This window comes from Pseudoalteromonas sp. Xi13, from assembly GCF_003952205.1.
GTDB classification, from domain to species: Bacteria; Pseudomonadota; Gammaproteobacteria; order Enterobacterales; family Alteromonadaceae; genus Pseudoalteromonas; species Pseudoalteromonas atlantica.
In genome coordinates, this window is the sequence record NZ_CP034439.1 from 3070140 (window position 1) to 3091950 (window position 21811).

Annotated in this window: 20 protein-coding genes, 1 other RNA gene and 2 pseudogenes; 17 read left to right on the forward strand and 6 right to left on the reverse strand. The window is 40.8% G+C overall.

Annotated features, from left to right (window positions below; all coding sequences use genetic code 11):
* Positions 1-14: 14 nt before the first annotated feature.
* Positions 15-473: a division/cell wall cluster transcriptional repressor MraZ gene (gene mraZ / locus EJ103_RS13775; protein WP_126008190.1), complete on the reverse strand. Its 459-nt coding sequence runs from the start codon at positions 471-473 to the stop codon at positions 15-17.
* Between the two features lie 502 nt (positions 474-975).
* Between mraZ and EJ103_RS13780 the strand changes: the two genes are divergently transcribed.
* The 3 genes from EJ103_RS13780 to EJ103_RS13790 are packed head-to-tail and all read left to right on the forward strand — an operon-like array spanning position 976 to position 2020.
* Entirely contained in the window at positions 976-1314 is a 339-nt protein-coding gene (locus tag EJ103_RS13780; protein ID WP_004589131.1) for a hypothetical protein, read from the forward strand.
* Between the two features lie 6 nt (positions 1315-1320).
* Positions 1321-1767, forward strand: a complete 447-nt coding sequence (locus EJ103_RS13785; RefSeq protein WP_126008192.1) for a hypothetical protein — start codon at positions 1321-1323, stop codon at positions 1765-1767.
* 10 nt (positions 1768-1777) lie between these two features.
* Positions 1778-2020 carry a hypothetical protein gene (locus EJ103_RS13790; RefSeq protein ID WP_004589129.1) on the forward strand — a complete coding sequence of 81 codons (243 nt, stop codon included), beginning with the start codon at positions 1778-1780 and terminating at the stop codon, positions 2018-2020.
* A gap of 70 nt (positions 2021-2090) precedes the next feature.
* On the opposite strand, the gene EJ103_RS13795 is transcribed toward EJ103_RS13790, so the two are convergent.
* Together EJ103_RS13795 and EJ103_RS13800 are read right to left on the reverse strand one after the other, a co-directional pair.
* Positions 2091-3071, reverse strand: a complete 981-nt coding sequence (locus tag EJ103_RS13795; protein WP_126008194.1) for a glutathione S-transferase family protein — start codon at positions 3069-3071, stop codon at positions 2091-2093.
* Between the two features lie 21 nt (positions 3072-3092).
* Positions 3093-3933, reverse strand: a pseudogene (locus EJ103_RS13800) (pirin family protein).
* Positions 3934-4277: 344 nt separating this feature from the next.
* Here EJ103_RS13800 and EJ103_RS20250 point away from each other — a divergent pair.
* From EJ103_RS20250 to EJ103_RS13810, 5 genes and pseudogenes are all read left to right on the forward strand, one after another.
* Positions 4278-4478 carry a hypothetical protein gene (locus EJ103_RS20250; protein WP_241232277.1) on the forward strand — a complete coding sequence of 67 codons (201 nt, stop codon included), beginning with the start codon at positions 4278-4280 and terminating at the stop codon, positions 4476-4478.
* 62 nt (positions 4479-4540) lie between these two features.
* The gene (locus EJ103_RS20255) at positions 4541-4735 is read left to right on the forward strand and encodes a hypothetical protein (RefSeq protein ID WP_241232278.1); all 195 of its coding nucleotides are present in this window, start codon (positions 4541-4543) and stop codon (positions 4733-4735) included.
* Complete coding sequence (locus EJ103_RS20260; RefSeq protein ID WP_241232279.1) at positions 4732-5382, forward strand: hypothetical protein; 651 nt, start codon at positions 4732-4734, stop codon at positions 5380-5382. The genes EJ103_RS20255 and EJ103_RS20260 overlap by 4 nt, the downstream gene beginning before the upstream one ends.
* A gap of 139 nt (positions 5383-5521) precedes the next feature.
* Positions 5522-7293, forward strand: a pseudogene (locus EJ103_RS20265) (EAL domain-containing protein); the annotation flags it as partial.
* A gap of 73 nt (positions 7294-7366) precedes the next feature.
* Positions 7367-8257 carry a LysR family transcriptional regulator gene (locus tag EJ103_RS13810; protein WP_004589125.1) on the forward strand — a complete coding sequence of 297 codons (891 nt, stop codon included), beginning with the start codon at positions 7367-7369 and terminating at the stop codon, positions 8255-8257.
* Here the strand turns inward: EJ103_RS13810 and EJ103_RS13815 are convergent.
* Positions 8254-9216: a YihY/virulence factor BrkB family protein gene (locus EJ103_RS13815; protein ID WP_126008196.1), complete on the reverse strand. Its 963-nt coding sequence runs from the start codon at positions 9214-9216 to the stop codon at positions 8254-8256. The two genes, EJ103_RS13810 and EJ103_RS13815, sit on opposite strands and share 4 nt — an antisense overlap.
* Positions 9217-9347: 131 nt before the next feature.
* Between EJ103_RS13815 and EJ103_RS13820 the strand changes: the two genes are divergently transcribed.
* The 5 genes from EJ103_RS13820 (at position 9348) to EJ103_RS13840 (ending at position 16914) form a co-directional block, all read left to right on the forward strand.
* Complete coding sequence (locus tag EJ103_RS13820) at positions 9348-10418, forward strand: mechanosensitive ion channel domain-containing protein (protein ID WP_241232310.1); 1071 nt, start codon at positions 9348-9350, stop codon at positions 10416-10418.
* 521 nt (positions 10419-10939) lie between these two features.
* The gene (locus tag EJ103_RS13825) at positions 10940-12211 is read left to right on the forward strand and encodes a dicarboxylate/amino acid:cation symporter (protein ID WP_004589122.1); all 1272 of its coding nucleotides are present in this window, start codon (positions 10940-10942) and stop codon (positions 12209-12211) included.
* Positions 12212-12244: 33 nt separating this feature from the next.
* Complete coding sequence (locus EJ103_RS13830; RefSeq protein ID WP_121637960.1) at positions 12245-13306, forward strand: putative porin; 1062 nt, start codon at positions 12245-12247, stop codon at positions 13304-13306.
* 492 nt (positions 13307-13798) lie between these two features.
* The gene (locus EJ103_RS13835; protein WP_164521628.1) at positions 13799-15505 is read left to right on the forward strand and encodes a transporter substrate-binding domain-containing protein; all 1707 of its coding nucleotides are present in this window, start codon (positions 13799-13801) and stop codon (positions 15503-15505) included.
* Entirely contained in the window at positions 15502-16914 is a 1413-nt protein-coding gene (locus tag EJ103_RS13840; protein ID WP_126008202.1) for a sigma-54 dependent transcriptional regulator, read from the forward strand. The genes EJ103_RS13835 and EJ103_RS13840 overlap by 4 nt, the downstream gene beginning before the upstream one ends.
* 75 nt (positions 16915-16989) lie before the next feature.
* Here EJ103_RS13840 and rnpB read toward each other — a convergent pair.
* An RNA gene (gene rnpB / locus EJ103_RS13845) (RNase P RNA component class A) lies at positions 16990-17354 on the reverse strand.
* A 43-nt stretch (positions 17355-17397) separates the two neighbouring features.
* The gene (gene rsmI, locus EJ103_RS13850; RefSeq protein WP_024033320.1) at positions 17398-18255 is read right to left on the reverse strand and encodes a 16S rRNA (cytidine(1402)-2'-O)-methyltransferase; all 858 of its coding nucleotides are present in this window, start codon (positions 18253-18255) and stop codon (positions 17398-17400) included.
* A gap of 61 nt (positions 18256-18316) precedes the next feature.
* On the opposite strand from rsmI, the gene EJ103_RS13855 reads away from it, so the two are divergent.
* The 4 genes from EJ103_RS13855 to dolP all read left to right on the forward strand — a co-directional run bounded on the left by EJ103_RS13855 (position 18317) and on the right by dolP (position 21805).
* Entirely contained in the window at positions 18317-20200 is a 1884-nt protein-coding gene (locus EJ103_RS13855) for a penicillin-binding protein activator (RefSeq protein WP_126008204.1), read from the forward strand.
* A 12-nt stretch (positions 20201-20212) separates the two neighbouring features.
* On the forward strand, positions 20213-20584 hold the full coding sequence (locus tag EJ103_RS13860; protein ID WP_004589112.1) for a YraN family protein: 372 nt from the start codon (positions 20213-20215) through the stop codon (positions 20582-20584).
* 68 nt (positions 20585-20652) lie between these two features.
* Positions 20653-21246, forward strand: coding sequence for an SIS domain-containing protein (locus EJ103_RS13865; protein WP_004589111.1), 594 nt, complete (start codon positions 20653-20655; stop codon positions 21244-21246).
* Entirely contained in the window at positions 21239-21805 is a 567-nt protein-coding gene (dolP, locus tag EJ103_RS13870) for a division/outer membrane stress-associated lipid-binding lipoprotein (RefSeq protein WP_126008206.1), read from the forward strand. The genes EJ103_RS13865 and dolP overlap by 8 nt, the downstream gene beginning before the upstream one ends.
* The last annotated feature ends 6 nt before the right edge of the window (positions 21806-21811 follow it).

A 21811-nucleotide genomic window follows, 5' to 3' on the forward strand; every position in this document is an offset into this window, starting at 1 on the left:
CTTTTTTAGTGCCGTTAGAGTGTGAAACTATCTAAATCTTGGTTTGCTTCAAAATCCCCGAGCCTTTCCAACTCAGTGTCTTGGCGCATTTGTTCGTGCCAACGCGCTTCATCCCAAATTTCAAATTTATTCATTAAACCAACTAGCATGATCTTTTTGCCAAGTTCTGCGTGGCTACGCAATGAAGGCGCCAGCAAAATTCGACCATTTTTATCAAGTTGATACTCTGTGGCATTACCTAACAACATACGTTGCATTCGGCGAGCGCGTGGATTCATATTAGAGATTTTAGATAAGCGGCTTTCTATTTCTTGCCACTGTGCAAGAGGATACAACCATAAACACGGCTCGTTTAGCGCAATGGTACATATTACCGTTCCTTGATCTTCAGACAGCAAAGCGTCTCGGTACTTAGTCGGTACCGCAAAACGTCCTTTATCATCCAAGCTCAGTGAACTAGCGCCACGAAACATAAAAAGCCTACTTTTAAATTGTGTAATCGAGTTTCGATTAATTTGATCCAGTTAGATCCACTAAAAACCACTTTTTACCACAGTGCTCCAGTTTAGGGCTTGACAAGCCTTTTTGTCAAGTAAGCTGACCAGCTTTAACGTCTCGCTAAGCTAGAAAAAATAAGGCTTTACGCAAAGCGATTGAATTACGTGGGAAAAAGTGGAGGTAGTAGATAAAATTTTTTTAAAGCATTGCTAATAACGTTTGGTTTACATAATTTGCTTACTGAATAATCAATGAATAATTACAAAAAAATGAATCTAGTTTATAGGCATGTAAAATTTACTTAGCACAGCAGCAATACTTACTTCATGCTGCTTTTTATTTAATATAACGCACCCTACCTTAAATATATAAAATTAATAAAATCAATTGGTTAAATTATTTTTAATGGTTGGTTTAATCGTTGCATCTGCTATAGCACCAGTTAAATTTTTTTATTTTATTTATTAAGGATTGATTATGGCTACTGCAACAAATACAAAACCGAATACTGAAACAAACATGAAACCTGATCTTAAACAAAAAGAGAGTGAGGCACCGTTGACTGAAAAAGCAACGTCTGTAGCACACGATGCAGTAGATGCACTTTCAAGCAAGGCATCAGTTGCTGAGTCAAGCGTACGTAAAGGCGCTTCAAGCTCAGCAGAAGCACTAAGCGAAAAACAACTTATTGCTCGTGAAAAACTAACTGAGTGCAGCGCAAAAACGCGTGCTTTTGCTTCAGAAAATCCGCTAGCAACAGCGGGTATTGCTTTTGCGGCGGGTATGCTTGTAACGTCACTATTTCGTCGTAAGTAATAAATAATGAGTAGCTCACAAACAACAGCAACCACGGACGGTAATGCTCAAAATCAAACAACTAATGACCCTAGCCAAAAGGATGATTGGCAGGATCATATAGCAAAGATAATTGAATACTCTGACCAGCTCAAGGAGGATTATAAAACGCAAGGAAAGCTTACCCACCATCTTGCAAAGGCTGAGTGGAAGCTGTCGTTACGATCAATGGCGTTGATCACTATATTTTTAGGATGTTTTGCCAGTGGTTTGATTTTGTTGTGGGCCGGCTTACTAGGTGCAATTGGTTACGGTGTATATGATTTATTTGGCTCGGTTTGGCTTAGCTTTGCGACTGCTGCCCTCGCGCAAATAATTTGTTTAATTTGGCTTTGGCGAAATACCGTATACCTAAGCAATAAAATTGGCTTTAGTAAAACGATTAAAAGTTTAAAGCAACTTTTAAATCTATAAGGAAATAACTATGCTCGTTAATTTTCTAATTAAAGAACCCAATGAGAACGTTGACACGTTAAATAAGCAAATGGATTTACAGCATGCATTAAAGCGTCAGCACCATGCAGCAATAAAGTACCGCTTTAAGCGCTTTGCAGCCACCAAGGTAGGATTGGCATCAGCTTTTTTAGCCGGAGCAACGGTTCAAGCTGGCAAAAGCGAAACCAGCTTTGTGCGAAAATACGGCTGGCTGGTAAAGTTATTTGCATAGCAGCAATTGCATTTATAAAAGCTTTTTTAAAAGTGCAATTGCCGCTTACTTTAATGCCTTCTAATACCTCTTAGCCCAACTTGTCTCTATTATGATTTTGGCTAAAGTTTAACGCCGGCCCTTTTGGAATAATTTGCGTTGGGTTGATCATTGTGTGGCTAAAATAGTAATGCCGCTTAATATGCTCAAGGTTAACCGTACTGGCTACTCCCTCTATTTGGTATAACTCACGTACATAGTTACTCAGCGCTGGGTAGCTTTCAATAGTGCGTAAATTACACTTAAAATGCCCAACATACACGCTATCGAACCGAATGAGTGTGGTAAATAAACGCCAATCAGCTTCAGTTAATGTGCTCCCCATCAGGTAACGATTTTTACTTAGTATGCCCTCTACTTTATCAAGTGCTTTAAATAACGCAGTAAAAGCATCTTCGTATGCTGTTTGTGTAGTTGCAAAACCCGCTTTATATACCCCATTATTAATATTGGTATAAACAAGGTCGTTAATTTCATCAATATCAGCTTGTAGTGATTGTGGGTAATAGTCATCCGTATTATTCGTAATTTCATTAAATGCGGTATTAAACATACGAATAATATCTGCAGATTCATTACTAACAATTTTATTTTGATGCTTATCCCAAAGCACAGGCACAGTTACTCGCCCACTGTAATTTTCATCGTGCTTAGTATAAACTTGATGTAAGTATTCACTATTAAATAAATCATCGCCGCTACTGAGGTTATCTTTATCAAAGCTCCACCCCTTATCTAACATATCTGGGCTGACTACCGATACGCTAATAATATCGCTTAGGCCTTTTAGCTGTCTGAATATAAGTGTGCGATGCGCCCACGGGCACGCTAAGGCAACATATAAGTGATAGCGATTTGCTTGCGCTTTAAATCCGCCGTTTCCTGTAGGTCCAGGGCTGCCATCTTTTGTGATCCAATTGCGAAGCTGCGCTGCTTCGCGTTTAAATTTACCATTATTCGAGTCGGTGTCGTACCATTTGTCTTGCCATTGACCATCAACTAATAAACCCATAATAACCTCCTCAATTAATTATTAAATGTTGCCAAATTCACCGTTTTGATAATCACGCACCGCTTGTTTAATTTCCTCTTGCGTGGTCATTACAAATGGGCCCATATGTGCAATAGGTTGCTCAAGTGGGTTACCCGCTAAAATAAGTATCCCCGCCCCCTTTTGTGAAGATATATCAATGTCACTGTTTTCACTTAATATAAGCAACTTCCCAGCATTAAATGTTTGCTCGTCACCTGTAATAAGCTCTCCTGTATGAACATAAATCATCACTTTACGTTGTTTAAGCCCTGCTAACTGCATGCGTGTATTAACGGGAGAGTAACATTGGCCAGTGCAGCATTGGCCGCTAAGCTTTGCAAACTCGACGTTAACGTAGAATCTTCAAACTGCCAATTCCCCGCAAGTGCGCTAAAGCTCACGCCGTGCTTGTTAGTGACTTCAGGCGCTGGATTTGTGTAGTATCTTGATAACGTGGCGCACGCATTTTTTCGCCACTGGGCATATTGATCCAAATTTGAAAGCCATGCAGCCCCTCTTTTGCATCTGTCAGTGGCATTTCACTGTGCATTACGCCTCTACCTGTACTCATCCATTGTACATCGCCAGATCGGATCGCTTTTTTGTTACCCATTTGATCTTGGTGTTCAAAGCCACCTTTAATAATGTACGTAAAGGTTTCAATGCCGCGATGAGGGTGCGGTGGAAAGCCACCAATATAGTCACTTTCATTGTTAGACTTTAGCTCATCAATCATTAAAAAAGGGTCGAGATATTTGCCATCAAAACCAGGTATCCGACTTATGTTTACACCATCACCATCTTGGGTGGCGTAAGCAGTTAACACTTTTGCTATGTTCATATTTAAAATACTGTAGTAGATTAATTAATGAGCTTATTAAAGCATTCATAAAACAATACGACTATGTCTTTAAATCGAGCAAAACGTTCTATTTTTTAGAAAATTAAGTGTTTATTTTGATAATTCGTTTATTTGGCATAATAAGCTTCATGATTAAAACACAGACTTAAGCTAATTTCTAATAACTTTTTAGTGCAACCCTATATTTTGTATGGTTATTTTTGGCTTTTATGTCTACAATCACTTTTTAGGGACGCAGAGCTTAAGGAAAACTTATTTTTACTTCATCGCTTAAAAGCCAGCTTTACAGGTTACTCATCCTACTTAGCATTCCCGGTGCCGCTGTGACGGTATTTACGCTATGGTATGAGCGTGATGCTGCCATTGAAAAAAGTGAAGAAAGAATAGTAAATATAGCTAAGCAATTGACACAACATCAAAAAACAATGGTTGATGATGTTAGACGTATTACTATTTATTTAGCCGATAAAACAGCAAAAATGAAACACTCCCCACAACCTGCCCTAATTACTTTTACGAAATAAAAGCCCTTTATAAGAATATTGCAAATATAGGTATTGTTGATAAAAATGGCGACATACAGTGCGTGACAAATGGTCGTAGTAAAAATATTAATATTAGCGATCGTACTTATTTTCAAAATGCCATTAGTAATAAAAGTTTTTCGGTGGGGTATTTTCAATACGACCGAAGTATTCAAGCGCAAAGTGTCAATTTTGCCTACCCAATTATAGATAGTAATAACCAACTAAAGGCACACTGGTTACCGTTATTGCATTGAATTGGTGGAATATCGCCTTAAGCGAAGCTAAATTACCTAACAATGCCAAGGCCGTTATTGCCGACTCTAATGGCTTAATACTGGCCAACTACCCTAATCAACCACGTAATTTAGGCCAAAAAATTACCGACATAGATTTACTTCACGATAAAAGCTCGTTAACCGTGTTTAAAAATGCAGAAGGCGAAAACCAGGTTTTTCATCGCTCAGTAATATACAAAGACGGCCATGATAATAATTTAGATATTTATATAGCCGTTTCGGTTGAAGACTTTATTAATAAAGTGAATGAAAGCTTTGCTAAAACCATTTTTGCGTTTTTATCGGCTATTGCCCTGTTGGTGCTGCTCGCTAGGCGCTTAATTAAACAAAGTATATTTAAGCCTATCGCTAATTTAACCAAAGCCACAGATGAACTGGCAAATGGCACTATGCCCAAACATATTAAAAAGCCCAATAGCCCAGAGCTGCGCGCACTTTATGACCGCTTTGCTGTTATGGCACAAACCCGGCTATCTGCAGAGGCTAAATTAAAAAATAAGCACAACGAGTTAATGAGCTTATTAAATGCTTTACCCGATACCTACATACGTATAAATGCCCAAGGCAAAATCCTTTATATGGCGGCTATATTAGCCCTGTGCTAAATGTTGAGACAGGCAAAGCTTTAAAATTAGTTGATGTACTCTCTGAGGCCAACGCAGAGTTACTGCTTTCTCATTTAGGTACTTTAGAGGGTTCACAAACCATTGAGTTTACATTGTTTAAAAAATCTAAAGAGCACTTTTTGAGGCAAGAATCAATGCACTCACTAATAATGAATACATTATTGTTCTTAGAGATATAAGCCAAAAAAGGTCAACGAAAAAGCACTTCATTTAGCGTCGCTTGTTTACAGTAATAGTAGTGAAGGGATGATGATTACAGACCCCGACGGCATTATTTATGACGTAAACCCTGCGTTTTGCGAAACAACCCAATACAGCAAAGAAGAAGCGATAGGTAAAACCAGTCGTATTTTAGCCTCTGGCAAACACTCAAAAGCATTTTATGAAAAAATGTGGGCAGAGCTCAGAGAAACTGGCCGTTGGCAAGGTGAGATAATTAATCGTAAAAAAAATGGCGACACCTATACCGAGTTTCTGATCATAGATACCGTTTACGATGATAAAAACATGCCTACTCGCCGTGTGGCCATTTTTACCGACCTAACAGAAAAAAAACAAGCCGATGAAACCATATGGCGAAAAACTCACTTCGACCACTTAACTGATTTACCAAATAGGCTAGAGCTTAAAGAGCGTTTAAATAAGCGTTTTGATGAAGTAACAGGCGACAAATGCGAACTTGTTGTGATGCTGCTCGATATTGATCACTTTAAAGATATTAACGATACGTTAGGCCATCATTATGGCGATAATCTACTTAAGTTAGTTTCTCAACGGATAATTCAAGCTGCAATAAACGCCAGTTTTGTCGCACGTATTGGCGGTGATGAGTTTGTGATTGTATACGACCACGTTAAAAGCAGTCGCCATATAAACCAAATTGCCAGCAATATATTGCAAAGCCTTTCATCAAGTATACAGCTTGAAAACGAGGAGCTATTTATTAGCGCTAGTATGGGCATTGCATGCGCACCTAGCGATGGCCAAAGTACAGAGCTGCTATTAAAAGCTGCCGACCAAGCCATGTATAAAGCTAAAAATAACGGCCGTAATGGGTTTGAGTTTTTTTCAAAAGATATGCGTATTCATGCACAAGCGCGTATGCAGCTATTAAAAGATTTACGCTCCGCCATAGAGCTTGAACAATTTGAGCTATTTTATCAGCCTATTGTGGCATTAAACGATTTGCATATTCATAAAGCCGAAGGGCTTATTCGCTGGCATCACCCTAAAAAGGGGTTAGTCTCGCCGGCGACGTTTATACCGCTTGCAGAGGAAACTAGGCAAATAAATGCGCTGGGCCAATTTGTATTTACACAAGCAATACGCACCCTAAAAGAAATAAATACCACCATGGGGGAGCAATTTCAAATTAGTATAAATGTCTCTCCTGTGCAGTTATCAACAATCGATAGCGGAATTGACGATTGGTGTGAGATTTTAAAAGCAGCCAAACTACCCGCCTCCTCTATTGTGGCCGAGATCACAGAAGGCCTTATGGTTAACCCAGAGCCACTAACTCAAAGTCGCTTAAAAACATTAGTCCAGTCAGGTGTGCAATTAGCGCTAGATGACTTTGGCACCGGCTATTCATCGCTCGCGTACCTGCAAGAAATGGATACCGATTACCTAAAAATAGATAAACGCTTTATTGATAATATTAAAGCAGGGAGCCAAGAGCTTGCTTTATGTGAAGCCATTATTGTAATGGCCCACCAGCTTGGCCTAAAAGTTATTGCTGAAGGAATTGAAACGCAGCAACAAATGCAGCTACTACTAAAAGCAGGATGCGACTACGGGCAAGGTTATTTGTTTTCAAAGCCAGTGCCTAAAAAAGAGTTTATGACGTTGCTGAGCAGCAAAAAAATGGTTATTGCCAATAATAAATAAGTAGTTACGCAATAAATAGAGTGCCTACACGGTCAGGTAGTTTAATCAATAGTAAGTAGTAACAAGGTTTAAAATGGCAAAGGCAACACTCGAGCAATGGAGAATGTTTAAAGCTGTTGTAGAGCATGGTGGGTTTGCCGGTGCTAGCAGCGCGGTATTTAAAAGCCAATCAACCGTGCACCATGCAGTGCAAAAGTTAGAGTCGGCACTGCAAGTAAAATTGCTTGAAGTAAAAGGCCGTAAAGCGTATTTAACCGAAAACGGTAAGCTTATATTGCGCCGCGCCGAATTTTTAATAGATGAAGCCAGCAAAATAGAATCGGTTGCTAATACATTAAGCGAAGGTATTGAAAGCACATTAAAAATAGCGGTAGATGAAGTGTTTCCGCAGCATTTATTGTACCAAGCGCTAAGCCATATTAATGAGCAATACCCGCTGGTAAAAATAGAACTGATAGAAAGCGTACTTAATGGCGCAAACGAATTACTTACCAATGCAGTGGTCGACTTAGCAATTACCTCTATTGCGCTTTATGGCATTAATTGCCATAGCTTGTGCGATATAGAATTTATTGCCGTTGCGCACCCTGATCACCCCCTGCACCAGCGCACTGAACCACTGACCTACAGAGAGCTTAAATTACACAGGCAAATAGTTGTTCGCGATTCGGCCACCCACACCAGCCACGACGACGGCTGGCTTGGGGCTGATATGCGCTGGACAGTAAGTCACTTACGTAACTCTATTGATATGGTTAGCCAAAACTTTGGTTATGCATGGCTGCCTAGTGCACAAATTAAACCTTATCTTAAAAACAACACACTTAAGCCCCTTAATTTAGAGCAAGGTACAACCCGCTCCTTAAAGCTTTATTTAATGTGCACCGACAATGACCGTTTAGGCCCCGTTGGCCAAGCATTTACTCAGCATCTCATAAGCTTGTGCAATAATGAGCCCGGCTAAGAGTTTGTCGGCTCATCTACATCAAGGTGATCAGCAACGTAGGCTCCGCGTTTACCGCGTTCTTTAGCGGGGCCTTTGGTACTATCTTTCGCTGTTTGTTGTTCGGTTGCCGCATTTATTACCGCCCCAAACGTAATAATATAGGCACTTATATAGAGCCACATTAGCATAATCACTACCCCGCCTAACGAACCATACGTTTCGTTGTAGCTTGCAAAGTGAGACACATAAAACGAAAAACCAATTGAGGCTAAAATCCATAATACAGTCGCAATACACGAGCCAAGTGTGATCCAGCGCCATTTAGCGGGTTTTCGGTGTGGTGCATAGCGATACAAAAGCACCAATGCAAAATTAAACATAAAGGCGAGTAATGGCCACGATATTAACTTTATAAGTAAGTCTATACTTTCTTTTAAGCCCACTAAATTAAGTACTATGGGTAAAATACCTATAATTAGCAAAGCAAAAATAGCCACTAAAATAGCCCCTACCGAAAATAAAAAACGTACTAACTGAGCATGAAAAAAAGAGCGTTTTTCGTATTCATGATAACTAATGTTACAGGCAGTAATAAGCGCTTGGCTGCCTTTAGAGCTACTCCAAATAGTAAGAATAAGTGTACCAATTGCACTTAAGCTTAAACTGGCGTTAGAGGTTTGAGCCAAGCTCGAGACCTGAGATAAAATTAAATCGCTCGTGCTTTGCGGTAATAAGGTAACTATTTTACTCAGGTGTTCACTAATATCGGTGGGCGATGAAAAGTACGCATACACAGAAACCATTGCAGCAATAGCAGGAAAAATAGCAAGTAAGGCATAAAACGCAACGCCCGCTGCAACCAGCGATAAGTTGTCTTGGCTCATTTGCTTAAAAATACGTTTGGCTATGTCCCACCAACCAATAACCGGAATGTGCACTGGCTGCTCGGCATGTTGTCCCCGTTTAGGTTTGCTCATTGTTTGCTCCTTTTTAGCCTATTATCGAGCAAAAAGTTTGCCAAGCTGTGCTTTTGGCATTGGTATTAAACTTGCTGCTTGCTAGATTATTTAAAATACCAAGGTAATACGCCATGAACAGCCTTATAACTATGCTAATTGCAGTGAACACCACGGCTGTGAATGCCTTAAACACCCCAGAAAGCGTGCTCAGTTGGCAGTATTTATACGCCCAAAGTTTGCAATTACTTCACGCAACAGCGCAAATATTACCCACTCTTTTATTAGGTTTTATACTTTTAACTATTAGCTACTTTGTCGCCAGTCCTTTGTCTAAGCTGTTAGTAAAACCGCTCATTTATATGACCGACAGTAAACTTGTGCACTTAGTGGCTAAACGCGGGATTAGCATTTTAATTTTATTGCTGGGCATGTATTTATTTTTACGTTTAGCAGGACTTACCGAATTTGCTATTGCCATTATGAGCGGTACCGGATTAATAGGCTTAATATTGGGCTTTGCCTTTAGAGACATAGCAGAGAACTTTATTGCTAGTTTGCTGTTGAGTGTCCAACGGCCATTTAAAATAGACGATGTAATAGAAGTCGATGGCCGCTTAGGTGTGGTTAAAAAGGTCACCGCTCGCGCAACCACCTTAGTTGATTACGATGGCAACCATATACAAATACCTAACGCCACGGTTTATAAAAATACCATTAAAAACCTAACTGCAAATCCAAAAATGCGTGCCAAGGTGGTGATTGGCATAGGTTACGATAACGATATTCGTTACTGCCAAACACTCGCCCTTGAAATTGCAAACAAGCAAACGGGTGTGATTACTGAGCCACCAGCACAAGTGCTGATCAATAATTTAGGCAGCTCAACAATTAACTTTAATCTGTTTTTTTGGGTTAACAGCGAACAACATAGTCCGTTAAAAGTGGCCTCGCAGTTAATGCGTGAGCTAGTAACCGAATTTACAGCGCAAAACATCAGTATGCCAGATGATGCCCGCGAGCGTATTTTACTCAGTGCACCTGATGAGAGTGATACACAAAAGCCCACCAACAAAGCTGAGCAACCTTTAACTGCTCAGCAAAGCTCTAAGCAGCTGCAGCAGCAAAATGAAACGGTTGATGATGTAAGTAGTGATACCGACGAAATTCGTGATCAAGCCGAAAAATCACGGGATCCTGAACAGGGTAAAAATATTATCTAAGCTAAACGTATAAGAAAAAATAAAACCACATACAGGCAATTTACAACTTAATAATGTTTTAAATCCTAAAAAATCAAAAAATATGATTAATTAATGCATTAAATATAACTTTTGTTATATCAATAATAAAAGTTATACACCTGTCAACTCATTGATTTTAAATGAGTTATTTATAAACCATCATTTAAGCCGCCTTTAACCCGCCTTTCATTATTAATAATTATTCAAAAAGTTATATTAACAAACCGCCAACCAAAAACAATAAAATCAATAACATTCAATACGTTATTAACAAAACCGTGCTTGGCATTATTAATGCAATAACAATAATCTAACAACTTTAGAGCTTAATTATGCACGTGTACAAACAACCCCTATCTAAAAAGGCTAACGAAAGCTTGTCCATAAAATTGCAAGCCCCTTGTGTGGCCTGTGCACGTGCCGGTGCAATATGCGCGTTAACGCCCTAAGCAAAAGTTAAATAGCTCCCACTAAATATTATAAATAATTGGAATAACACTATGACCAGTACAACAAGTATTAATAACAACGAGCCTAAAAAAATGGCGCTCTGGCTAAAAATACTCATAGGTATGATAGCGGGTATTATTGCCGGCATGCTGTTAGGCAATAATGCTGAATATATAAAACCAATTGGCCAGCTATTTATTAGCGCCATAAAAATGTTAATTGTACCGCTTATATTTTGCTCATTAATTGTTGGTGTTACCTCAATGAAAGACACCACTAAAATGGGGCGTATTGGTGTTAAGTCAATCGTATTTTATTTAGCCACCACCGCAGTAGCCATTTCGATTGGTTTGGGCCTTGGGTTGTTGTTTGAACCTGGCGCAGGCTTAAATATGGTTGCAACCACAGTAGCCGATGCTAAACCAAGCCCTACCTTAGTAGACACCATTGTAGGTTTAGTACCAAAAAACCCAGTGGGCTCATTAGCCTCAGGTAATATTTTACAAATTATTGTGTTTGCGTTGAGCTTAGGTATTGCTTTAAACCTAATTGGTGAAAAAGGCGAACCCGCTAGCAAAATGTTTGAAAGCCTAGCCGATGCAATGTACAAATTAACGGAGCTTGTAATGAAGCTGGCGCCATATGGTGTATTTGCATTAATGGCTTGGGTATCTGGCAAGTACGGACTGGATGTATTACTGCCACTTATAAAAGTAATTGGCTTAGTGTACCTAGGCTGCATTATTCACGTTTTAGTGTTGGGTGGCGGCTTTGTAGGCTTACTAGGCAAGCTTAATCCACAACGCTTTTATAAAGGTATTATTGAAGCGCAAATTATTGCTTTTACCACCACAAGTAGCTCAGGTACTTTACCTGCCAGCATTAAATGCGCCACCCAAAACTTAGGTGTATCGCGTACTGTATCAAGCTTTGTACTGCCAGTAGGCGCCACTATTAACATGGATGGCACCGCTTTATACCAAGGCGTATTAGCACTGTTTATTGCCCAAGCCTTTGGTATTGACCTCACCACAACAGATTACTTAACCATTATAGCTACAGCTACTTTAGCCTCTGTAGGCACCGCTGGTGTACCCGGTGCAGGCCTTATTATGCTTTCGCTAGTACTGACCACCGTTGGCCTACCACTTGAAGGCATTGCAATAGTTGCCGGTATTGACCGAATTTTAGATATGGCGCGCACTACCATAAATGTAACTGGCGATTTAATGGTTACTTTATTAATTGGCAAAAGCGAAGGCGAGCTTGACGAAACCCTTTACAACCAAGACAACACAGCGGCTCAACCCGCTAAGCAATAACCCTCGATTTAGTAATTTTATAGAGAACAAACCATGACTAGTAAACTTATCTATTTACCCGTTGCATTAGGTGTTATTGCCTTAGCTAAGCCAGCCCACGCAGATATTACAATTGAAGGTTTAAATGGCCTTGAAGCCGTTAAGCTATTTGGCGATATGCGTATGCGCTTTGAGCGCACCGAAGGCGATACAATTGACTCAACAAGCCGCGCCCGTTTGCGTGCCCGATTTGGTATTAAATACGCGGCTACCGATAACTGGTCAGCGCAAATGCGCTTTAGAACAACCTCAAGCCAACACGATTCAACCCATCAAACCTTTGGTATCACCGATACCAGCGATAACGATGACTTTGGTTTAGACCGCGCCTTTATGAAGTACACAGGGCTTAGTAACACCCAAGTATATATTGGTAAAGCGGCACCCGTTTATATGCATTCATCAGAGCTGCTTTTTCGTGACGATATAGCGCTAGAAGGTGTACAAGCTAACTGGAGTAACAATACGTTTAGCGTTAATGCGGGGCATATTATTCTTGAAGAAAACGTCGATAATGGCGAAGGCAAGCGCGATGCCAGCTGGCAACAGCTACAAGGTGTATATGCTACAAGTTTTAATAACATTAACGTTAAAGCCGGTATTGGTGGAATTTTTGTTAGCGCCTCAGATACGGCCTATGCCAGTGCTGAGTCGGGTCTTGATGATGACCAAGCAGGCAACGTAATGACCTATAACCTTGATGTACGTTATGGCGCAGTGCGCTTTGCAGCCGATTACTACACAAGTGAAGCCGACAGCGAAAATACAGCGTTTACTGTACATGCTCGTTATCAAATTAATAAACAGTTTGGCCTGCGTTTTTACGTGCTACGTACCGAAGCCTATGCATTACCTATGAACGGCGCGTTTACGCAAACTAATACTCCGGGTTCTTATACCAATATTAAAGGCACACGTGTACAGCTAGATTACAAAATTGCAGAGAACCTAAATGCCGATTTAAGGTGGTTTAGCGTGGATAATATTAATAACGATATACCCACTAACAACAATGGCCGCGATCGCATTCAAGTAAACCTAAACATGAAGTTTTAGTACTAAGGCATGTTGACCAATCGTGATTAAAATTACAGTAGTGAGTTTAGTATTTAGCAAAAGCGATTATTAAGCCCACTCGCTTAAAAGCCAAGCGCCTTGCTTAGACTGCCCTAGCTTGAAAACGTTAATCTACACAGGTCAACATCCTCTAAATAGGCCCAACCAATAAAAGCGATTTAATAGCCGATATTAAATCGCTTTTATTTTATTAAACAGCCTTAAAAAGACATAACTGCCTTACAAAAAACCTTAATTAACAATTAATTTATTCTTATTTAGTTTAAAGTATAAATAGATAAGACTTAAAACCATGATAAATTCGTTAGTACCTAATTTATATAAAATTAAAATACAGACTATAGTCCCCTGCTGCCAACTAAAAACAACCTTTTTGCGGCTGTAAAAGGAACATAAACGCCATTTTATTTGTACTGTTTAGACAATTTACTAACGCACTACCACAACTAAAAAATGCAGAGGTTTACTCACTTGTTTATTAAACAAAACGCTTGGTTTTATGTATTAAAAATAGCGCTACTAAGCCTACTGGGTTTCAATAGCCTAAACTGTATTGCACAAGCTAACTTATCGCAGCCAAAACAAATTATAGTGGGCGGAGATTTTAACTACCCCCCTTATGAGTTTATTAACGAAGATGGCGAGCTTACAGGTTACAACGTAGAACTTAGCCAAGAAATAGCCGCTGTAATGGGGCTTAATATAAAAATAAAGCTAATGCCCTGGGCCGAAATAAGAGCCGAGTTTGACCGTGGAAATGTGGATATTTTACAAGGCATGGCCGCCACACCCGAGCGCACCGATCTGTATAACTTTAGCCCGCACACGTTTGTTAACCACTCTATATTTGCGCGCGACAATAGCCCTAAAATAACGCACTACAGCGAGCTTGAAAACTACCGCGTTATTGTACAAAGCAATGGCTCAGCATTTGATATGCTTAACCACTCAGGCTTAAACATTACCCTTATACCGGTTGAAACCCATGCCGATGCCCTGCGTTTGCTTGCCTCTGGCCGCTATGACTTTGCAGTGGTTTCAAACTTACCCGGCTTATATTTAAGTAAAAAATTGGGGCTATCAAACATCACTGCTATTTCTAGCCTAGAAAGAAACCGGCTTTATGGCTATGCCACTAAAACCGCAGATGAAGCGCTGTTATCGCAATTTACTCAAGGCTTAGCTATTTTAAAAAACACCGGCCGCCAGCAAGAAATTTACGACAAATGGTTTGGCCCGTTAAACGTATCACCTTGGTCTAAAGCCGGCGTAATAGCGGGTATATGTGTAGTGGTGCTGCTACTAATTAGTACCGTGGTGATAATTTGGAACAAAGCCCTGCGCAAAAAAGTAGAAAGCCGCACCAAAGAGCTACAAGCCCAGCAGTTACAGCTACTTCATGCAGATAAAATGGCCTCACTGGGGGTGTTGGTTTCGGGAGTAGCTCACGAAATAAATAACCCATGTAGTATTTTAACGTTAAATTTTCCGTTTATAAAAGAAGCCTTTGAAGATGCAACAGACATACTTGATGAGCATCAAGCACGCCAAGGCGACTTTCTTGTTGCCGGTGTAAGCTATCAGCGCTTTAAACATATGCTGCCAGAAATTTTAGACGATATGCACATTGCCAGTAACAAGGTAAAAGGCATAGTAGAGGATTTAAAAAGCTTTGCCGTAAAAGGTGAAGCATCGCATGAGAAAACTGAGCAGCTAGATTTAAACCTACTAACAAACCGCTCTATTCGCTTAGTCACAAATCAAATTAAAAACTCGACAAACCACTTAGAGGTTAACTTAGCCAACTCACTGCCTGCGTTTAAAGGCAGCGGCAGCCGCATTGAGCAAGTAATCGTAAATTTAATTTTAAATGCCTGCCAAGCGCTTGAAGACAAATCGCAAAAAATTATTATCACCAGCTATTTCCATACTAAACACAATCAGGTTGTGCTGAGCATTGAAGATCAAGGCGTAGGCATTGATCAACAGCACTTAATTAAGCTCACCGACCCGTTTTATACCACCAAACGACAATCTGGCGGCACTGGCTTAGGGCTTTCTGTATCAGCGGGGATCGTGGCAGATCACCAAGGCCAACTCACCTTTAAATCAACCCTCGGTAAAGGCACAAAAGTAAAGCTATCACTACCCTTATTACAACACGAGAGTGAACTATGAATACTAATTTATATCCTAGTTTTGAGGTCCTCATTTGTGATGACGATAACAGCTTTTTACGAAGCATATCGTTTGCAATAGAGCGCTACTGCGGCATTAACAACATTGTACAATGTAATGATAGCCGCGATGTAATTGCCAAACTAAACCAAGGGAATGTTCGCGTTGTATTGCTTGATTTAAACATGCCACATATCAGTGGCGATGAGCTTATAGCGCAAATTACAGAGCTTTTTCCGCACATTTCGGTGGTGAGCATCAGCGGCATTAACCAAGTAGAAGCCGCTGTAAAATGCATAAAGTTAGGTGCTTATGGTTATCATGTAAAAACAGAAGATCCCGAACGCCTAAGCAATAGCATAATGCAGGTGGTGCGTTTTCAAGAGCTAAACTTAGAAAACCAAGCCATGCGCGGCTATCTACTAGAAAACCAAACAAGCCTGCATCCTGCGTTTTCTAAAATTATCAGTGTAGATCATCAAATGCATTCTGTGTTTAATTACATTGAGTCTATATCAAATAGCCAACAACCTATTCTTATTACCGGAGAAAGCGGCGTAGGAAAGGAGCTTATAGCCAGAGCCATTCACGAAACCAGTAGCTGTAGTGGCGAACTTGTGTGTGTAAACGTAGCCGGCCTTGACGATAACTTATTTTCAGATACCTTATTTGGCCATAAAAAAGGCGCTTTTACAGGCGCTGAGCAAGCCCGCAAAGGCATGATAGAACGCGCATCAGGCGGGATACTATTTCTTGATGAAATTGGCGATTTAAACCTGGCCTCGCAAGTAAAGTTATTAAGGCTTTTGCAAGAAGGCGAATATTACCCAGTAGGCAGCGATACCCCAAAGCGCATCAACGCGCGCATTATTGCAGCCACCCACCAAAATTTACTCACTAAAAAAGAAAATGGCGAATTTAGAAACGACTTATACTACCGTTTAAAAATTCATCATGTAAATATTCCGCCGCTTAGAGAGCGCAAGCAAGATATAGCCTTATTACTCGAGCACTTTTTAACGCTTGCCGCACAAGAATTTAATAAACCGGTGGCAAGTATTCCAAAAGAATTATTAATTTTACTCGAAAACTACGCTTTTCCGGGCAATATAAGAGAGCTGCGCGCCATGGCCTTTGATGCAATGAGCACCCACCAAAGTGGCGCACTGTCTATGAAAGCGTTTGAAAGCGTACGCAGCGCCGTGCCCAAATTAGATATGCAAGCTCAGCTTGCCAAGCCGTTATTTGAGTCAACATCAACGCTACCCACTTTAAAACAAGCCGCAGAATTACTGGTAGCAGAAGCGATGAAACGTAGCAACTCAAATCAATCAATGGCAGCGCAACTACTCGGTATATCGCAGCCAGCACTCAGTAAGCGACTTAAAAAAGGACAGCCTGAGCCTTAAAAAACAACAAAGTACTTCATCAAATTTTAGGCACAAAAAAGCCCGCAGCGTTAACTGCGGGCTTTTTTGTTGAATGAGTGAGTTAGCCATATAAGCCGGGTTCTGTCCTTTCCGAAGAAAGTGATAATCATTCGTCTAGGCCATAAATCGCTCTATGGCTCAAGCAACCTACCCGGTTCCAACGTGGGCCACGCCATAAGGAACCCTATTTGGTCTTGCTCCGAGTGGAGTTTACCTTGCAACCAACTGTTACCAGTGGCCCGGTGCGCTCTTACCGCACCCTTTCACCCTTACCAACCCGAGGGTTGGCGGTCTCCTCTCTGCTGCACTTGTCGTGGGCTCACGCCCCCCAGCCGTTAGCTGGCACTCTGCCCTGTGGAGCCCGGACTTTCCTCCCCCTGATCATTTTCGTCACAGGCAGCGATTATCTTGGCTAACTCGGCGCGCAGTATACATGAGCTGTGCCTTGTACGCAGTAAAGATTTACTCTTTTTCGTCAATAATTGTTTTATACAGGGCGTTTTTCTTCATTCCAAAGTATTCAGCAACAATACCACAGGCTTTTTTCATCGGCATTTCGCTTTCAAGTAGCGCCAGCATTTTACGCGCCTCTGGCGGTATATCATCTACTTGCTTGGGTTTACCTGGCAACATGAGCACTATTTCGCCGCGTTGCTTGGTTGGGTCATCAGTTAAAAACTGCTTTAACTCACTTACGCTACCATTAAAAAAGGTTTCAAAGGTTTTGGTAAGCTCTTTTGCAAATACCACTTGTTGCTCACTACCTAAGGCCGCTTCTAAATCATCTAGGCTTGCCATAATACGGTGGGTGCTTTCGTACATTATGCTGGTAATGCTTGAGTTTACAGCTTCTATGAAAAAATCTTGGCGGGCTTTACTTTTCGCCGGTGTAAAGCCAATAAACTGAAAGCGATCTGTTGGCAGGCCTGAGCAACACACTGCAGTAATAGCAGCACACGCACCGGGCACGGGTGTTACATGCGCGCCTTGCTCGCGGCACAGGTTTACAACGGCATAACCTGGGTCGCTTATCAGTGGCGTGCCGGCATCTGAAACTAGCGCGATATTTTTTCCTTCGTTTAGCCAATCAATAATCTGCTGCGCTTTTTGTTTTTCGTTATGGTCATGTAATGCAAAGGTTTTAGCCTTTATACCAAAGTGGCTTAGTAGCTTACCGGTGTGGCGCGTGTCTTCAGCAGCGATTAAGTCAACTTGCGATAATGTCGCGATGGCACGCTGGCTTAAGTCGTCAAAATTGCCAATTGGGGTGGCAACAATGTAAAGAGTGCCAATTTTCTGTGAATTCTCCTCATTTAACATTGAGGTCTCCTGCGTCAGTCAGTAATATAAGCAAATCGCGTTAACGTATTGGGAAATCATTGTGCGACTTAAACTTGTTAGTCTATTAATTATATTGTCAGGGTTATCGGCCTGTAGCACAACCGAAAAACCAACTAAAAATAGCGATAGCATTAATACCAGTGCGAATGCGCTGCAAAATCAAGCAACCAGTGCCGATGCTATTTATAAATTAGCGCTTAATCGTACCGGTGCAGACAAAATTCAATTGCTTTATAGTGCGCGTGATGCGGCTATTTCGGAGCAAAGCTGGCCGTTACTTGAAAACATTTGTAATGAGCTTGAGCAAACCCCAAGTGTAGATAAAATTCAAAACCGCTTATACATTGCTTATGCACAAAAGCAGCAAAATAAAAACGACCAAGCGCTCGTTATTTTGCAATCGCTCGATGGCCAACTTAAACAGCCTGAACACTTTGCTTGGCATCAATATTTAACTGCTAGCATATATGCATCGCAAAACTTTCCTAAGCGCGCCGCTCCTTTATTTTTTAGAGCCTCAGAAACTGCGAATAAAAATAATATTGAGATCCCTGCTCTACAAAGTGCGCTGTGGGATAACTTAACAAAGCTGTCTTCTTATGCGCTGGAGCGCTTTAATCGTGGCTCTGTTATTCAGCAAGGTTGGACTAACTTAGCTTTATACCACCAAGTATATGCAAATAGCGGTGTAGAGCTTGACCAAGCCATTAATAATTGGCGCCGTCGCTACCCTGGCCACCCTGCCGTAGCTATTTTACCCGAGCAAGATGAAGCCCTAGCCGACCTAGCACCAGTTAATATAGAGCGATTAGCTGTACTTTTACCGCAATCAGGCGCAAATGAGCGTTTAGGTGACGCCCTAAAAGCCGGCATTTTGGCAGGGCTTGATAAGCAAACTATTAACGACACTGTTTTTATAGATGAGAACCTTTCAACCCAAGTGCTAAGCGAGCAGCTGAGTCAATTTAATCCAGACTTTGTGATTGGGCCATTATTAAAAGCGAATATAGATAAACTTGCGCAAGCTAAAACACTTATTGATACCCCAACATTACACTTAAATACATTTGATGCTGAGCGACTCTCGCTACAACATTACTTTTTTGCTTTAAACCCTGAGCATGAAGTGCAGCAAGCGCTGGAGCACTTTTTAGCTAAAGGTTATCAAAAGCCTATGTTATTAGCGCCTAATAATGCCAATGGTCAGCGTTTGGTTGATTACTTTAATATTCAGTGGCAGCGCTATAGCGAAACAAAACCGCAAATTGGGTTTTATAACGATAACAAAGATATGCCAAACACAATTACAAGCTTGTTAGAGGTTGATAAATCTAAGCAGCGTATTAAAACGGTTAAGTCTTTATTTAAACAAGAAGTAGAAAGTGAAACCCGCTCTCGTAGCGATATTGATGCGATTTACATTTTAGGCGACGCCATAGAAACACGCCTGATAAAACCTTATTTAGATGTAAATGTAAGTACTTTTGCACAGCGGATCCCGCTTTATGCCAGCTCTAAAAGCCATAGTAAACAAATAGATCGCACCGATAAAGGCGATTTAGAAGGGCTTTACTTTACAGAGCTTCCGTGGATGCTTAATGCGACAGTTAAACAACATAATTTACGCAACCAATACAACACGTTGTGGCCTGAAAATGCCGATATAAGCCAACGCCTATTTGCCATGGCTTACGATGCCGTATCGGTGCTAAGCGACATTAGGCAATTGAGTGTAATGCCCGGTAATAAGTTTACAGGTTTAAGTGGGAAACTTTCGGTAAATACAAGCGGACACATAGAGCGTACGCTTGACTGGGCACAATACACAAATAGACGCATAAAAGCCGTACAGCTAGAAACAAAGCAGCCCGTGCCTTTATTTATGCAATCAGCCAACGAAAGCAATACGCTTACGTTTGATTAATCTGGAGCGGCTATGTCGTGGTTTAAAGAGCTGTGGCAAAATAGCCGAGAAAAAGGCCAGTACTATGAACGCCAAGCAGAGAAATACTTAACTCGTGAAGGGCTTACGCCTATTGAGCGTAATTATTATTGCCCCTTTGGTGAGCTTGATGTAATTATGAAACACGGCGATACGCTTGTATTTGTGGAAGTTAAGTTTCGTAAAAACAATGCGAGAGGCGGTGCAAATTATGCCCTTGGCGCACAAAAACAAGCACGATTAAAACGCACTATTTATCACTACTTGGCAGCAAAAAACTTAACTAATCAGCCTATAAGAGTCGACTATGTTGCCATTACAGGTGAAGGCTCTGGCAATATAAATTGGATCAAAAGCGTACTTTAACACCACGCAAACAGATTAGTAAAACGCCCAGCAACAAACAAAAATGACGAATAAATTATTGGTAGTCTATGCAAGATACAATTAAAGAAATTTTTACAGAAAGCATTCAAGTACAAATAGCAGCAGGCGAAGTACTGCCAAGCGCACTAGAGTCTGCGGCATTTACCATTGCACAAAGTTTAATTAATGGCAACAAACTCCTTTGCTGTGGCACGGCAAACTGCCATATGCTAGCGCAGCACATGGCCGGCGTATTAGTTAATCACTACGAAACAGAGCGCCCCTGTTTACCTGCTATTGCGCTATCTCAAGAAAACATCAATTTAGGGCAAAGTAGCCAAGTAGATGAGCATGATACCTTTGCTCGCCAAGTACGTGCCTTTGCACAGCAAGGCGATTTACTGCTTGCGTTAGCAATTAATGGCAACGAAAAACATATTATTTCTGCTGTAGAAGCGGCACTTACTAAAGATATGAAGGTCATAGTGATGGTAGGTGACGATGGTGGAGAGCTCGTTGGATTATTAGGCCCTAATGATGTAGAAATTCGTACGCCTTCTAAGCGCCCTAGCCGCATTATTGAATCTCACTTAGTTAACTTACATTGTTTAAGTGAACTGGTTGATTTAACTCTTTTCCCGCAGGATGAAAATTATGTTTAAACGCTCTCTTATTGTTTTAGGTACTGTTGTTTTACTGCAAGGCTGTGCAGCCGCAGTGGTTGCAGGAACAGCTGGTGCAGTAACAGCAGCAAATGATCGCCGCACCATTGGCTCGCAAATAGACGACAATAATATAGAAATTAAAGCCAGTATTGCGCTTAGTGAAGTTGAACGACTAGAAAAGTTCGCCAATGTAGACGCTATAAGCGTTAATGGCATTGTTTTACTGGTAGGTCAGGTTGCCAATCAAGAAATGAAAGACCAAGCTCAGCAGAGCATTGAGGGCCTCTCAGGTATACGTAAAATACATAACCAAATTAGAATTGGCTCAAATATTGGAATTACCACACAAACGCACGACTCGTGGCTAACCTCTAAAGTAAAAGCGCAGCTTTTAACAGCTAAAGATATACCGAGTAATAATATTAAAGTAGTGACCGAAAACGCTGAAGTATTTTTAATGGGATTAGTATCTGAATCTGAGTCTAACCAAGCGGTTAACATTGCACGCAATGTATCGGGTGTAGAGCGCGTTATTAAAGTGTTTGAATATTTATAAAATACA